General features: G+C 27.3%; 19 protein-coding genes and 1 pseudogene. 16 read left to right on the forward strand and 4 right to left on the reverse strand.

The genetic code is table 11. The features are described from left to right. The 5 genes and pseudogenes from Tmeso_RS15295 to Tmeso_RS15315 form a co-directional block, all read left to right on the forward strand. A partial coding sequence (locus Tmeso_RS15295) for an IS3 family transposase (protein WP_145993146.1) occupies positions 1–110 on the forward strand: 110 nt, incomplete at its 5' end. 34 nt (positions 111–144) lie between these two features. Continuing rightward, positions 145–357: a hypothetical protein gene (locus Tmeso_RS15300; protein WP_099192763.1), complete on the forward strand. Its 213-nt coding sequence runs from the start codon at positions 145–147 to the stop codon at positions 355–357. Continuing rightward, the gene (locus tag Tmeso_RS15305; protein WP_099192765.1) at positions 341–601 is read left to right on the forward strand and encodes a P-loop NTPase family protein; all 261 of its coding nucleotides are present in this window, start codon (positions 341–343) and stop codon (positions 599–601) included. The genes Tmeso_RS15300 and Tmeso_RS15305 overlap by 17 nt, the downstream gene beginning before the upstream one ends. Before the next feature lie 122 nt (positions 602–723). Then, positions 724–1272: pseudogene (istB, locus tag Tmeso_RS16615) on the forward strand (IS21-like element helper ATPase IstB); the annotation flags it as partial. A 190-nt stretch (positions 1273–1462) separates the two neighbouring features. After that, positions 1463–2017 (forward strand): host-nuclease inhibitor Gam family protein, encoded by a 555-nt coding sequence (locus Tmeso_RS15315; RefSeq protein ID WP_187296403.1) that lies wholly within the window; start codon positions 1463–1465, stop codon positions 2015–2017. Positions 2018–2053: 36 nt separating this feature from the next. Here Tmeso_RS15315 and Tmeso_RS15320 read toward each other — a convergent pair whose 3' ends face one another. Beyond that, complete coding sequence (locus Tmeso_RS15320) at positions 2054–2371, reverse strand: hypothetical protein (protein ID WP_099192769.1); 318 nt, start codon at positions 2369–2371, stop codon at positions 2054–2056. A gap of 94 nt (positions 2372–2465) precedes the next feature. On the opposite strand from Tmeso_RS15320, the gene Tmeso_RS17025 reads away from it, so the two are divergent. Continuing rightward, complete coding sequence (locus Tmeso_RS17025; protein ID WP_278281505.1) at positions 2466–2588, forward strand: hypothetical protein; 123 nt, start codon at positions 2466–2468, stop codon at positions 2586–2588. A 43-nt stretch (positions 2589–2631) separates the two neighbouring features. Here Tmeso_RS17025 and Tmeso_RS15325 read toward each other — a convergent pair whose 3' ends face one another. After that, complete coding sequence (locus Tmeso_RS15325) at positions 2632–2985, reverse strand: DUF805 domain-containing protein (protein WP_099192770.1); 354 nt, start codon at positions 2983–2985, stop codon at positions 2632–2634. Positions 2986–3118: 133 nt separating this feature from the next. Beyond that, positions 3119–3670 (reverse strand): DUF805 domain-containing protein, encoded by a 552-nt coding sequence (locus Tmeso_RS15330; RefSeq protein ID WP_187296404.1) that lies wholly within the window; start codon positions 3668–3670, stop codon positions 3119–3121. 111 nt (positions 3671–3781) lie between these two features. Between Tmeso_RS15330 and Tmeso_RS15335 the strand changes: the two genes are divergently transcribed. From Tmeso_RS15335 to Tmeso_RS15365, 7 genes are all read left to right on the forward strand, one after another. Then, the gene (locus tag Tmeso_RS15335) at positions 3782–4318 is read left to right on the forward strand and encodes a Holliday junction resolvase RecU (RefSeq protein WP_242967956.1); all 537 of its coding nucleotides are present in this window, start codon (positions 3782–3784) and stop codon (positions 4316–4318) included. Next, the gene (locus tag Tmeso_RS15340; protein ID WP_099192772.1) at positions 4315–4944 is read left to right on the forward strand and encodes a putative metallopeptidase; all 630 of its coding nucleotides are present in this window, start codon (positions 4315–4317) and stop codon (positions 4942–4944) included. Before Tmeso_RS15335 ends, Tmeso_RS15340 begins: the two co-directional genes overlap by 4 nt. A gap of 39 nt (positions 4945–4983) precedes the next feature. Beyond that, entirely contained in the window at positions 4984–5166 is a 183-nt protein-coding gene (locus Tmeso_RS15345) for a hypothetical protein (protein WP_099192774.1), read from the forward strand. 94 nt (positions 5167–5260) lie between these two features. Continuing rightward, entirely contained in the window at positions 5261–5791 is a 531-nt protein-coding gene (locus Tmeso_RS15350; protein WP_099192776.1) for a sigma-70 RNA polymerase sigma factor region 4 domain-containing protein, read from the forward strand. 448 nt (positions 5792–6239) lie between these two features. Further along, positions 6240–7241, forward strand: coding sequence for a hypothetical protein (locus tag Tmeso_RS15355; RefSeq protein ID WP_099192778.1), 1002 nt, complete (start codon positions 6240–6242; stop codon positions 7239–7241). 172 nt (positions 7242–7413) lie between these two features. Further along, positions 7414–8520, forward strand: a complete 1107-nt coding sequence (locus tag Tmeso_RS15360) for an IS4 family transposase (RefSeq protein WP_187296405.1) — start codon at positions 7414–7416, stop codon at positions 8518–8520. Between the two features lie 229 nt (positions 8521–8749). Then, positions 8750–9964: an IS256 family transposase gene (locus Tmeso_RS15365; RefSeq protein WP_099192781.1), complete on the forward strand. Its 1215-nt coding sequence runs from the start codon at positions 8750–8752 to the stop codon at positions 9962–9964. 248 nt (positions 9965–10212) lie between these two features. Here the strand turns inward: Tmeso_RS15365 and Tmeso_RS15370 are convergent, their stop codons facing one another. Beyond that, positions 10213–10854, reverse strand: a complete 642-nt coding sequence (locus Tmeso_RS15370) for an RtcB family protein (RefSeq protein WP_099192783.1) — start codon at positions 10852–10854, stop codon at positions 10213–10215. Positions 10855–10986: 132 nt separating this feature from the next. On the opposite strand from Tmeso_RS15370, the gene Tmeso_RS15375 reads away from it, so the two are divergent. The 3 genes from Tmeso_RS15375 (at position 10987) to Tmeso_RS16620 (ending at position 12760) form a co-directional block, all read left to right on the forward strand. Beyond that, positions 10987–11283: a hypothetical protein gene (locus Tmeso_RS15375; RefSeq protein ID WP_099192785.1), complete on the forward strand. Its 297-nt coding sequence runs from the start codon at positions 10987–10989 to the stop codon at positions 11281–11283. Positions 11284–11387: 104 nt separating this feature from the next. Further along, positions 11388–11642 (forward strand): TfoX/Sxy family protein, encoded by a 255-nt coding sequence (locus Tmeso_RS15380; protein WP_099192787.1) that lies wholly within the window; start codon positions 11388–11390, stop codon positions 11640–11642. A 974-nt stretch (positions 11643–12616) separates the two neighbouring features. Continuing rightward, positions 12617–12760: a hypothetical protein gene (locus Tmeso_RS16620; RefSeq protein WP_187296406.1), complete on the forward strand. Its 144-nt coding sequence runs from the start codon at positions 12617–12619 to the stop codon at positions 12758–12760. The last annotated feature ends 176 nt before the right edge of the window (positions 12761–12936 follow it).

Genomic DNA, 12936 nt, shown 5'->3' on the forward strand with positions numbered 1-12936 from the left:
AATTATTTGATTATGTAAATTGGTATAACAATCACAGAATACACGGGTCATTAGATTACCTTAGCCCTATAGAATATAGGTTATTGATGTCCGACAAAAAAGTGTCCTAAAAAGTGTTGACAATCCACCTTCCCAAAGAGTACATTGGAAAAAAAAGTAGGAAGAACAATCAAAAACAACAAACTTCAAATTTATTATAACAATAAAATTATAACAGTGCATCAAATAAGTGATAAAAAGTTAAATATTAAAGAGAATCATAATCTATTTTATGAAAAAAAGCTTAAACCTCAACTAAATTCAAATTCTATTATTTTAAGAGAAATGGAGGCTATACAATATGACAATGATAAATGAAGTTTTAGATAAACTAGCATATCTAAAATTAAAATCAGCACACTCTTACTTAAAAGAGCTTCATATCAATGATAATATCTCCACAACAGAACTTAAAGGATTAGATAAGGTGTTAAGTAAAGAAGTTCAGGCTAAAGAAGAAAATAACAGACTTTATAATGTCAAAGTAGCTGCTTTTCCATTTATAAAAACTTTAGATGATTACAAGGTCACTGAAAAAGTCCTTATTCAAAACTTCAGATAACAAGTTTAAAAAAAGAGAGCCATTAGAATCGATTCTAAGGCTCTTTTCTTAGTATTGGATACATTTTTGACCATTAAAAAATATTCAAAATATGAAAAAAGCCACTTTTTCAGTGGCTTCATGATTACGACTTTTCTTTTCAACCATCACTAAGTAAAGATAAGATTAGAGGTCTTACTGATTCTAATTTTTATGAGGAAGCTACCAATGTAATATTCATAGGCAATCCTGGTGTAGGTAAAATTCACCTTGCAGTAGGAATAGGATATAGCGTAGCTATAAAGAGAAATAGCGTATACTTTATTAAATTTTCAAAGCTTATAACTACCTTAAAAAGAGCATACAACGAAGAAAATTTAGATAAAAAACTTAAACATTACTTTAAATATAAACTACTTATAATTGATGAAGTCGGATTTAATGAGATTTCAGAACTTGAGTCTAAAATGTTCTTTCAGTTGATTGATTTAAGGTATGAAAAAAGATCTACAATCATCACTAGTAATATTTCATTTGATAAATGGCCACAGATATTAGGAAAAGATGAAATGATTACTAAGGCTATTTTGGACAGGCTATTACACCACTCATATTTATTTAATATAGCTGGACCATCATATAGAATAAAGGATAAATTAAAATATAAATCTACCAAACGCGAGGAACTTTAAATGCACTTTTTCGAGGAAATTTCAGTTTACATTTATAAGTACAAAGTGTAAAGGATTTAATGAAGTATATGAGCAAGGTATCGAGGACGGAGAAAAATTTAGCATAACAGATAAGGTTGCAGAGGGTGAGGAAGAAGCACTTAAGTTAAATGGTTAATAGAATGTATATAATTAAATGGAGGAAATTATAATGAACGAAAATTATAGATTATCAGATCTGTTTTTAAATGTAGAGGAAGAAGAAAGAGAAACTTGGAAGATAGATAACGATAATACAGCTGATTGGGCAATAGATAATATAAAAGAATCTAAAGAAGAGTATGAAAGATTTGAAAAAGTAGCATTGAGGAAGATAGAGCAAATTAAAGAAGCTTTAGATCAAGAGAAAAAGAAAATGGAGAATGAAACGAGCTTCTTCGAAAGTAAGTTAAGGGAATATATTGAAACTGTAAAAATGAAGGAGACTAAAACTCAAAAGACATATGCTCTACCTGCAGGAAAGATAATAATAAAAAAGGATAAGTGTAATTTTAGAATTGATAAAGATGCAATACTTGAAAATATTAAAATGCTAGAAGGATATGAAGATTACATAAAAGTTAAAGAAGATCTAGCTTGGGGAGATTTAAAGAAAAAACTAGTTATAGATAATGGAAACATAATTAATAAAATCACTGGAGAAGTACTTAAAGTTAAAGGTTTAGAAGTAGAAGTTAAACCAGGGAAATTTGAAGTCAAGTTTTAAAATTATGTTTTAATAATCAAAAGATTAAAAACAAATCTAATCTTTTGATTCTATATATTTTTCTAAAGCTCTAAAAAATATATAGAGAAGTTGACAAGTGATTTTCCATAACATTAAAAAGAAATAAAAAGCTACTAAAGAACAAATAAATCCAAATGCAAAATTAGGTTCAGATCTAAAAGTAAAATACCCTGGATTTTCAGTAGGAACTTTAACACTAGTAGGATTAGCTATTGCAATAAATCTCCCAATAAAAAAACTAGGGAATATTAAGAAGAAAATTCCTGTATGAAATAGTTTTTCAAGAAGGTTAGGTGCGGTATCTGGCTTAAATTTTAAAAATTCGTTATTCATATTAAGTCTCCTTTGAATAAGATTTACAACCAAATAATACCATTAATAAAAAGAATTATCAATAAAGGTGTTGGATATGGGAGTTTTACTTGAATTGGTTGAGATCATTCAAAAGAGGATTGAAGAGGAAAATCATAGGCCATGGCTTGAGGTGATAGAAGAAGTGAAGAAAGAGTCGGAATTTAATTATGTGATTATAAAGAATAAGTTTGAATAGCATTATAGCTTTGAAACTAGGTAGACAAAAAAAGAAATTGCTATTAAGCAATTTCTTTAATACCTAAAGGATCTTCTCCGTATTGATTAGGTCCATCAGTTCCTTTTTTAAATAGTAATAAAAAAACCATGTAGATGTTGTATATAGGGATTAAACATAACCAATAATGGGTCCCTGGACGGTCGATATCGTGTAATCTTTGAACGAGAATACAAATATTAATTGGTATAGACGGTAGATATGCTAATACAACTAAAATGTTAGTTAAAATATTATTGCTATTATTAGTAAGGTATTGTATACAACCTAAAGTTAACCAAGGAATAATAGCTAAAAAAGGATACCAAATATATTTAGCACGATTAGCACGACCTTTAAAAGTAAATAAGTTTTTCATTGTTGCACCACCTTTATTAAAAATTATACAAATATTGTATAATTATAACAAAATTTGAATAAAAACCAAGGGGTCTATAGACCTAAAATAAGATTTAGTGGTTGAAATAAAAAAAGTAATATTAAGTAGTTTACTATAAATTTTCTTGTGAAACTAAAGGATCTTCGCCGTATTGGTTAGGTCCGTCAGTACCTTTTTTAGAGAATAAAACAAAACACATATAAATACTGTAAATTGGGATCCAAGTAAGAAAATAATGAACTCCAGGTCGGTTAAGATCATGTAATCTTTGAACTGTAACACAACCCATAAGGGAAAAAAATACAATCACTAAAAATGATAGGAAATTGAACCCACCAAGTTCTAGAGAACCATTAAAAGAGACTGAGGTTAGAATTAGTAATATTAAAATTCTAATGAGATATTTGTAACGGTTGATTCGTGTTTTAAGACTCAATAATAGAGGAAGTCTTTTTAAAAAAGAAATTATTAGTGGAATAATTTCTTCTTTAAGAAATATAAAAATATATTTGTAGAACAAACATAAAATAAAAACAATAAAAGAAAAAATCATTAATAAAAATGTTGTTTCATAAGTTGTACCTGTAATAAATAGAATTATTGCAGAAATTAATCCCATAGCAAGTACTATAGTTAAGCTTAATAATAATCTAGATCTTTCCATTGATGATTTACCTCCCGAATATAATAAGGATAAGTATATCATAAGATTGTGGAAAAAAAATACAGTAAAAAAAGAACTATTCAACAATCAATAAAGTTAAGAGGTGATATTTTGAGAGATACAAGCTATAAAAAGAATTATAAGATGGCCAATAAAGGTAAGGTCTTTGAGGAAGAGATAATAAAATCTAATGAAGGTTATAAAAACAGAGGAATAGCTTTGATACAAAAGATTAGTACGCCATGGCAAGTAAAAAGACAAGGAAAGAAAATCGTATCAGCATTTCCAATTGAAAAATCAACTTTAGATTTTAAAGGAACAGTTAAACCAGGACTTTCAATAAGTTTTGATTGCAAGGAATCAGAAGATGAAAGAGGATTACCTCTTAAACATATAGAGCAACACCAAATTGAATATATAAGAAATGCCCTGATAATGGGGGAGATAAGTTTCATACTTTGCTATATGAAGAAATATGATAATAGATACTTAATACCAGGAGACATAGTTATTGATTATTGGGATAGATGGCAATCTAACAAAGGTAAGAGGGGATTTAATTATATACCAATAGATAGCATGAAAGAAGTTAAGTCAAGAAATGGAATAGTACTTGATTATCTTGAAGGATTGGGGGAAGCTATATGAAAAGAAAATTAATAATACTTGATAAAGATACTGGAGAAGAATTAGAAAGAGTAGAGTTTACAGGTGGTTATAATATAGCTGTTACTAATATACATGATGGAGAAAATTTAAGATTTATAAGAAAGTTAGATAATTCTAAGTATGGAAGTAGACACTGGATAAAGAATTATACATATAGATCTATAGCTGATAAGTTAGTAGAGAAGTTTAAAGAGTTAGAGCATGTAAGACCTAAGAGTATACTTTTTATTGAGGATATGGAATGGGAACCAGGAACTTCTAAACAGCCATGGATGGCTAAAATTAAAAAAGCTAATAAAGAGCTTCAATATATGCTTGGATATGAATATGTTTTAGAAACAAGAAATTACTACATAGAAAGAATGAGTACAAGTCAGATTATAGGAATACTATATCATGAACTTAGACATATAGATAAAGATGGGGACCTAATAAACCATGATATAGAGGATTGGGGTAACATGGTAGCTGCTTTAGGCAAGGATTGGGCTACAACAAAAGAAGCTATACAAAATATACTAGATGATGATTTTGAATATTGGAATGATCTCAGAAAAGCAGGTAGACAGATAAATATGTTTGAAACATTAAGGTTGGCAAAATAGATATTAGGCAATAAGACATAATTTTAGAGGAGGAATCAGATGAGTTCAAAAGAAGATAGTAAAAAAGAAATGTTAAAGTATCAGATGGTATCATTTATAGATTGTGTGTTAGACTCAGCAGATAATGAGAATAAGTTAGATTATATTAATATAGAGATAAACAATCACAATGGTAATCTTCAAATGGATTACACTTTGAGAAATAGAAAAAAAGCATATTAGTCCTACTGTATAAGCAGCGGACACTCTTAAGTCTAATATAGGCTAGGAGTGTCTTTTTTTATTTTAGACATAAACAATGAGAGGGGAAGAGATTATGAAAAGAAAAAATAATGATACATACAAAAAAACTGAGTGGATGCTTTATAACTATAAGATGTTAAAAGTTAGTGTTGAAAATCTAAAGTCAGAGATTCAAGAGTTAAAAATGGATACTGTAGGAACTGGAGCTATTAGATATGACAGGGAAAAGACTTCTCCAACATATAATATAGTTTGTACTACAGAGGAAGAAGCTATAGCTAATATTGAGAGGATTAGTAAGTTAGAAAAGCAGATTATGAAAACTCAGAATAAGATTGATAAAATAGACAGAGGGTTATCGGCTCTTAATGAAGAGGAAAGGACTATAATTGAATCAAGGTATATAAAGGGGTTACAATGGTGGCAAGTTGCAGGTATAGTCAAGTATAGCGAGAGGTGGTGTAGGGAAAAAAGAAAAGGAGCTATAGAAAAAATGGCTATAGGATTATTTGGAGATACTTCCGTTTTAGTTCCACATTTCTTAGGAAAAAGGTTATATTATTGTATTATAAAGAAATTGCCAAAAACTATATATGATAATTGAATAGTAAATAGAATATTTGATGACTAAGATTAATATACAAAGAAAATTATTTGTATCCTCTACATTTATAAGTTCTTTTACCTATTTTTTATTCTATTATATATGTTCTCCTCATTTACATAAGTGAAAGGAAAAAAACTTTTAGATGTTGTGAATTATATAAAAAATTTTGAGGAATTTATTAGAAGTAAAAAAGAGAGAAAATTGAATGTTCGTCCATTTATATTGTGTGTTTTTGGAAAATATTAGACAAAAATAGAGGTAAAATACTTTCCGTATAGAAATTATGACTATATGAAAAGGAGAGGAATACAATGAAAAATCAAATTATATTAGAATTTTGCGATATGAATAGCGCGATAAATGAAAAAACTTATATGCCACATACAAAAATTGATGCAAAAAAATCATAGAAAGTATAATACTTTATGATAAGGTAATTATAAATTTGCATGATCCAAATATCGAAGAAATTATAAGTATATTTGGTGGTATGAGAAATTTAAGAGAATTGCTTGAAAAAGATATTATTCAGTTTTCATATGATTTTGTTCCGTTTTCTATAAAATTCAATAAAGAAGGAGATAAAATTGATAAAAATAAAGTTAAAATTTTAGCAAGAGAATATGTTCAATCTCCTCAAGAATCTTTTCTAGAAGAGTTACATAAATTAAATAAATACCATATTAGTCAAAACATCGAAAATTTAGTAAGTAATGTAAAAGTATTGCCACATACTCAAATTAAAAATGAAGAAATTAATAATATATTATTTAGATATCTCAATGATAAAAAGATATTCAATTCATATCTAGATATAAATAATAAATACTATATTTTTAAAGAGCGTATTCAAAATATGAACTATGAAGTAATTATGGATGATGATTACTTTATTTTAGAAACAAACAATGGTAAAGATAACGATATGTATAATATTTTAAAAGGAATTTTATTTTCAAACTATGCTATAAGTATACTTTCAGGTTATTATGATATAAAACTTGCTGAATATTGCAATTCAAATATTTTTACAAATGAGGTTATGCAAACTATACTATATAAGGAATATAAAGATATATCTAATGATAAGAATGCAGATAGATTTAATAATATACTAAAATTTGAAGACATACGTGATTTTGGTGAACTTTATGATAAAGATAATTTCAAAAATATACTAGATATAAGAGAAAAGGCTCATAATTTAAGGAAGTTTATTTCTGAAATGAAAAGCGACGATTCAATAGATAACATAAAAGAATATCTTAAAAAGTTGGAAGAAGAGGTAAAAATAATTAATTCTCTTCCAGTTAAAGCTGTAAGCTTCCTAGTGGGATGTGGATGCCCAGCATTTGCTTTTGTTGATACATTTTGTAAAGATAGAATAACTAATATGATAACAAAAAATAAAAGTATAAGACTTGATAATATTTTTAAAAGAAAATAAAGTTAATTGGATTTAATTAATATATAAGATACCTTATTTGGTTTTAGTGTTGCATCAAAGTAATAATTACTTCTTGACAGCAGCATGATTGGAAAATTGTTTATAATGAAAAAAACACCTCTATGTGTTTAAATGATTTTGACTAGAAATCTTACACATGGAGGTGTTTCTTTTGTTTTATAAATCTAATACTAAACTAGTTTTCAATAAATTGATAGAGGAAATTGGAGGGAACTTTTTAAAGAGGACAATTTCTAAGTATGATGGAGATTATAGAAGTCAGCACTTTGATAGCAAATCGCATTTATACTCAATGATATATATGAATATTAGAGGATGTAAAAGTTTGAGAGAATTAACAACTGAAACTTCATCAAATAAGAAACTTAGAAGAATTATAAATGTACCAAGTAATTCACAGTTTTCAAGAAAAAATTCTAATAGAGATTATAGGATATTTGAAGATATATTTTATTATTTAGTTAATAAAGCTACGAAAAAGAGAGGATCGGTTAAGCTCGTCAAAGGGCTACCGCCCTTAAAAATAATAGATGCTACAACAATAATAACAGCACTTAAACTAGCACCACATTTGAAAATAGATGACGATAAGTCTGGAATAAAGATAAGTACAATGTTTAATGGAGAATATCCTGAAAAAATTAATATAGTAAAAGGTAAAGTCAACGATAGAAAATGTATCGATGATATGTTTGAAGACAAAAATTCAATACATGTATTTGATAGAGGGTATTTCAATTATAGATGGTATGATAGGTTAACTGATAATGGAATAAAATTTGTAACTAGAGGAATTAAGAAAGCCATTGTTATGGAAGAAAAACTTATATCTAGTGATATAGAAAAAAATATATATGAAGCTGAAGTGATACTAGGTTCTACTCCCGGAGGGAATTTGACATTCAATAAATATCGTGAGATAACTACTTATGATCAAGATGGTGAGCCAATAATTTTTATAACTAATATTTTCGATTTAAGTAAAGAAGAAATAATTGAAGTATACAAAAATAGATGGGAGATAGAATTATTCTTCAAGTGGATAAAACAGAATCTGAAGATAAAGAAATTTATAGGATACAATCAAAATGCTATTAGAATTCAAATATTTACGGCTTTAATAGCGTACATGCTAATATATCTTAATAGTGATTTGAGAAATTCAAAGTATTCTATTTTAAAAATTACTAGGATAATCAGAGTCAATTTATTGGAATTATATGATGAGTACTTTGTGGCCTTTTTCCAAACAGGCTAACGCCTAAAAAAAGAATATAGTTAAATACTTAGGTGAAGCATGCATTAATTTAATTGAAATATTATCCTAAAAATATAAAATGAATCAAAAAAGGAACTTAGTAGAAATAAAATTTCCACTAAGTTCTTTTTCTATAGGTAGTGTAAAAAAATCTGTGCTTAAACGAAAATAATTCCTCTTTTTGGTAATAATCAATGTTAAGATTAAAAACCAGAAAGGGGATTTTTTTATGAGCACTTTAAAGAAAGAACTGTTAAGAGAAATGATTACAGATGGAAATCTTAAAACCGCAGGAGATTCACACTCCTATCTTAAAGACCTATTTAAAGATACACTACAAGAAATGTTAGAAGCTGAGCTTGATATGGAGTTAGGTTACTCAAAACGAGACAGAAAAAGCAAAGATATTGACAATCGCAGAAATGGATACACTCAAAAAAATGTTAAAACTAAATTTGGACAAATGCAATTAGATATCCCAAGAGATAGAAATGGCGATTTTGAGCCAGCTGTTGTTTCTAAAAACAAGAGAAATATATCTGGTGAAGATAAGATAATATCTCTTTATGCTCGAGGTATGTCTACTAGAGATATTCATGATCAAATTAATGAAATTTATGGAATAGAAGTTTCAGCAGAAATGGTTAGTAAGATAACTGATACAATATTACCAGAAGTTAAGGAATGGCAAAACAGACCCCTACATGCTATGTATCCTTTTGTATTTATGGATGCTATACACTTTAAAGTTCATCAAGATAATCAAATTGTTTCTAAAGCTGCATATATAGTTTTAGGTGTAAATAAAGATGGATTAAAAGAAGTTTTAGGAATATGGATAGGCGAAAATGAAACTTCTAAGTTTTGGTTATCTGTTTTAAATAGCTTGAAAAATAGAGGGCTTAAAGATGTTATGGTATTTTATGTGGATGGATCAAGTGGTTTTAAACAGGCATTAGAATCTACATTTCCTAATTCAGAAGTTCAAAGATGTATCATTCATCAAATAAGAAACACTCTTCAATATGTTCCATATAAAGATAGAAAGCCATTTGCTAAAGATCTAAAAACAATTTATTCAGCTATAGATGAAAAGAGTGGGTATTCAGCATTGGAAGATGTAAAACAAGTATGGGAAAGTAAATATCCATTTGCAATTCAAAGTTGGGAAACTAATTGGGATGTTTTAAGTACTTTCTTTAAGTATCCATATGAAGTTAGAAAAATAATATATACAACTAATATTATTGAATCATTGAATAGACAATATAGAAAGGTAACTAAAACTAAGTCCGTTTTTCCTTCTGATGAATCTTTAGAAAAGATATTGTACTTAGCAACTAAGAATATATCAAAAAAATGGACAAGAAGATATGATAATTGGGATATGATTTTAAACCAATTAATTATTATGTACGGCGAAAGATTTGAGCAATACATATAATTCATATCTTCAAAATTAAAATTTGTAAAGAATTATATATTCTCATTTAAACTAAAATCATCTAAGTTTTGAGCATGCTTCTCCATCATTATGATTATAGTCCAAATTATAAGAAAATATGTATATTTCTATATAACTTGGGGTAATATATAACTAGAACTTAAAATATTCAATTTTTTCCAAATGTTGATTAGTACCAAATAGTGCAATTATAAATTTTAAAGCACAAAGTTATTTACACACTCAAATTAAGCTTTAAAATTATATAAAGGTCTAATTATATCTATAATGTCTATAGTATCTTTTGTATTTTCTATTATTTCTTCTATAGGTTTATACGCCATAGGAGCTTCATCTAGAGTAGATTCTCTAACTGATGTAGTCCACACATTCTTCATAGAGTCTTTGTATGAATTCATGTCTATAGATTCTTTGGCTTTACCTCGACTCATCAATCTTCCAGCTCCATGAGGTGCAGATTGGTTCCAATTCTCATTTCCTTTTCCTATTGCAATAATAGATCCATCTCTCATGTTGATAGGTATAATTACTTTTTCATCTTTTTTAGCAGATATAGCACCTTTTCTAAGAAGCATATCATTTATATCTATATAATTATGAATTGTTTCAAAAGTATCTGTACTATCGTTTATTTCTAGATGCTTTAAGATAACTGATATTATAGCTTTTCTATTTAAAGATGCGTATTCTTGGATTATGTTCATGTCATGAAGATAGTTATCAAAATCTTCTCCTGTTAAAAATGCTAAATCTTTATCTGTTTTAGTAATGTTTTTATTTGCATAATTTTCATCGTTCGAAAGATTTTTTATAGCAATATCTTGAATTATAAAACAAGAAATATATTTTGTATTATTTTTAAAATGCATACTAACTTTTAATAATTAAATGCTGCATTATATATAAAATAAATATCATATGAATAAAATAGATTTATTTCTAATATTGGTAATTGCAATTTAAAGCAGTCATCTCCTAATATAATATAAAGGAGCCTAACTATGAAAACAAAAATACTATCTATATTTTTATTACTACTAATCCCATTTTCGATAATATTAAATTTTGAATTTCCTAATGGGTTTGTTTTAGGAACTCATATCCTAACAAGCTTAGGAATACCTGTGTATTCTAATGTAAATACGGGATGGTATTTTCCAGGGATAATTGCTTTAACACTTTTATCTACTGGGTGGATTGGATCAAGAGTGTTATTGAAAGATAGACATCCGAAGTTGGTTGATAATATTTTTTGGTTTATATTGGGTTTCATATTTTTACTTAAATCCATAGGTTGATTTAAGCGATGGGATGTTGAGGTTAGAAAAAATGGGACTTTAATTGATATTTATTAGAGAAACAAACGTATATTTGCATAATAATTATATGAGGAGTGATTATAATGTGCGAACTTTCTAAATTGCCAAACATAGGAAGTGTAGTTGAAGAACAACTGAATCAAGTCGGAATAACTAGTTATGAACAGTTGAAAGAAATTGGAAGCAAACAGGCGTGGTTAAAAATAAGAGCTATTGATTTTTCGTCATGTATTCATCGTTTATATGCATTAGAAGGAGCAATTAAAGGTATTAAAAAAAGTCAATTATCACAAGAGAAAAAAGAGGAATTAAAGGAATTTTATAATGAGTTTAAGTAAGCTAGAATTTTTGTTGTTTCAGAATAAGTTTTGTAATATGTCATGTGAAATAAGTATTATACATATTATACGAATTTCAAACCAGTAGCCAACCAAAGCTACTGGTTTTTTGGACAAATATACAAGAAGTATTTAGATATATCATATTAAAATATATTTCTAAATCCATATAAAACTTCAACATCTACTTTACATATGAAAAATACATTTATTGATTTGAATTATTTAAGAAAATTGGCGAAATAATAAAATTAATAAAACCCCTGTAAAAAGTAGTGAGCATAAATGCTGAATCCATTTAGATTGAAACGCTTTAAATCTTTCTGATAATTATCCTATCTATAAAAGCATAAGCAAAAAACGAAATATACTTTAAGACTTAAAGAACTATATTATGGATATTTTTTTATGCGTATATAAAAATGAAATATATTGCAATAAAAATGGCTATACTGTGAAAAATATTAACTATTAAAAGGGATTTGCTTTTAATAATTGAATACTCACTTAACAGGAATTTGTATGTTTTAATATTCAGTGTATCATTTATATATTTTATGCATATTATGATTTATAGAGACATCTTATTAAAATTAATGTATTGAAGAAAGCTAAAATTTTTATAGGCTAACACCTTTTTAATAATATGAGAGTCTTTAGGTGTATAAAAGTTACATAAGAGAGGTGATGTAATGGACATACAAGCTTTAAAAATTATAGCAATATCTTTTACGGTATGCTTTGTTATGCTCGTCCTTGCATTGACCACAGGTTATTTAAAAGTTAAAATCAAATATAAAAATCTAGATTTTGAAATTGACAGAAAAAAAGACGAGAATATCTCGTCCAACCATAATCATTCAATCGATAAATAAAATTTAACTTTTGGCCTAAAGTCTCTCGCCATAATTATAAAATCAATATATATTATTTTTATACAAATTTTTTTTGTATTTTTTAGGAGGAAAAATGAAATGATACATCTGCTGGCATACTTTTTACTATATACTGGATTAGGAGTATCTTGGTTTTGTATATTATGTGTTTTGTTTAATGCTAATTTAAAGTTTAAATGTAGAGATTTAGAAATAGAGTTAGAAGGAAAACTTTCTAAATAGATTTTTTTTAATTAAAGAGGGTGGCATCGATTCGGTGCAACCTCTTTTTTTGTATAAGGAATACCACGGGTTATACCCGTGGTTCAAAAAAGCTTATAGCTATGAGTAGAAAAAAATAGAACCTCCAATGTAAAATGGAATTAGGTTTGCCGACCAAAACCATTACAAAGGAGGTT

Source organism: Tepidibacter mesophilus (assembly GCF_002724055.1).
In the GTDB taxonomy this organism is placed as follows: Bacteria; Bacillota; Clostridia; order Peptostreptococcales; family Peptostreptococcaceae; genus Tepidibacter_A; species Tepidibacter_A mesophilus.

Coding starts and splice junctions, on each gene's coding strand:
- Tmeso_RS15305 (WP_099192765.1), top strand. CDS start 341: ATGACAATGATAAATGAAGTTTTAGATAAACTAGCATATCTAAAATTA.
- Tmeso_RS15315 (WP_187296403.1), top strand. CDS start 1,463: ATGAACGAAAATTATAGATTATCAGATCTGTTTTTAAATGTAGAGGAA.
- Tmeso_RS15320 (WP_099192769.1), bottom strand. CDS start 2,371: ATGAATAACGAATTTTTAAAATTTAAGCCAGATACCGCACCTAACCTT.
- Tmeso_RS15325 (WP_099192770.1), bottom strand. CDS start 2,985: ATGAAAAACTTATTTACTTTTAAAGGTCGTGCTAATCGTGCTAAATAT.
- Tmeso_RS15330 (WP_187296404.1), bottom strand. CDS start 3,670: ATGGAAAGATCTAGATTATTATTAAGCTTAACTATAGTACTTGCTATG.
- Tmeso_RS15340 (WP_099192772.1), top strand. CDS start 4,315: ATGAAAAGAAAATTAATAATACTTGATAAAGATACTGGAGAAGAATTA.
- Tmeso_RS15345 (WP_099192774.1), top strand. CDS start 4,984: ATGAGTTCAAAAGAAGATAGTAAAAAAGAAATGTTAAAGTATCAGATG.
- Tmeso_RS15350 (WP_099192776.1), top strand. CDS start 5,261: ATGAAAAGAAAAAATAATGATACATACAAAAAAACTGAGTGGATGCTT.
- Tmeso_RS15365 (WP_099192781.1), top strand. CDS start 8,750: ATGAGCACTTTAAAGAAAGAACTGTTAAGAGAAATGATTACAGATGGA.
- Tmeso_RS15370 (WP_099192783.1), bottom strand. CDS start 10,854: ATGCATTTTAAAAATAATACAAAATATATTTCTTGTTTTATAATTCAA.
- Tmeso_RS15375 (WP_099192785.1), top strand. CDS start 10,987: ATGAAAACAAAAATACTATCTATATTTTTATTACTACTAATCCCATTT.
- Tmeso_RS15380 (WP_099192787.1), top strand. CDS start 11,388: ATGTGCGAACTTTCTAAATTGCCAAACATAGGAAGTGTAGTTGAAGAA.
- Tmeso_RS16620 (WP_187296406.1), top strand. CDS start 12,617: ATGATACATCTGCTGGCATACTTTTTACTATATACTGGATTAGGAGTA.